The 1148-nt window shown below is 69.0% G+C and carries 1 protein-coding gene; it reads left to right on the top strand.

Annotated elements, in window-relative coordinates; all coding sequences use genetic code 11:
* Positions 1-728: 728 nt before the first annotated feature.
* The coding region (locus tag C1J01_RS50885) for a single-stranded DNA-binding protein (protein WP_111185840.1) at positions 729-1148 on the top strand (420 nt) is incomplete at its 3' end.

The following is a 1148-nucleotide window of genomic DNA, read 5'->3' as shown; positions in this document are numbered from 1 at the left end:
GGCCACACCCGACCCACCACACCCCGACCCCGCGGACCGTCTCCCGCCCAGCCTGTGGCCTTGACCGCGTCCGGTTACCTGACCTCGGGGTGCGCTTATGGGACACCCCGGTTACCCGGCCTGCGAGGTGTCCCCATGGGACACCTCGGCTACGTGGCCTTTGTGGTGTGCTTGTGGGACGTCCCGGTTATGTGGCCTTCCGGCATCCTTACGGGACGTCCCGGTTACCTGGCCCTCGGTGGCCCATGGGCGCCTTGCCTATTCGGTCTTCGGTACCCCAAATAGGGCGGGTCGGCCCGGAGTGATCCGGTGGTGTGTCGCGAATGTCGGCCAGGCACCTCTCGGCGGGCCTGCGTGACCGGGCCGTCGGTCAGGGAATGTGCGTGACGGCGTACAGGCGGCACCGCTTCCCCGGTGCGAGTCCGGCCGGAGGCGGGAGTGCTCGCCCGAGGCGCCGGTCCGCGGCTCCGGCTCGATCGACGGTCAGGACGGCGATCTGTCGCCATGCGCCGACAATTGGGATGCGACAAAGCGGCACCACTCGCACCATGTGGGGAAAGCCGTGCCGTGGAGCTCGGCCCGGAGATGTGGCCGGGCCTTTGTCCACAGGCGCGCCGTACACGCTCCCTCTTTCCACAGAACCTCGTTCGGCGAACTGCGGTGGTGCCCGCCTGCGGCACCGTGGTCCCAGATCGCGGGCAGTCGGCCCGCCGCATGGGAGGAATCACATGAACGACATCTACATCACGCTCACCGGAAACGTCGCGGCAGAGCCCAGGCAGTACAACTTCGACGACGGCACCAAGGTCACCTCGCTCAAGGTGTTCACCTCGCACCGCTATTTCGACAAGAAGACGGGTCAGTGGACCGACGGCGAGCGGGTCTGCTTCACCGTCCGCTGCTGGCGCGCCCTGGGGGAGAACGTCGCCACCTCCGTGCGCGCGGGACACCCCGTGGTGGTGTCGGGCAAGCTGCGCATCCGCGAGTTCGGCGCCGAGGGCGACCGCCGCTTCGTGCCCGAGATCGAAGCCAGCGCGGTGGGCCACGACCTGCGCTGGGGCACGGGCGCCTTCACCAAGCCCGAGCGGGGCGGGGTGGGCACGATCAGCAAGGAGATGCGCGACCGGCTGGACGAGGAGACCAGCGAC

The sequence above is a fragment of the Nonomuraea aridisoli genome, from assembly GCF_003236395.1.
Taxonomy (GTDB): Bacteria; Actinomycetota; Actinomycetes; order Streptosporangiales; family Streptosporangiaceae; genus Nonomuraea; species Nonomuraea aridisoli.
The sequence above is the reverse complement of the archived record's forward strand: the minus strand, read 5'-3'. Positions and strand labels throughout refer to the sequence as shown.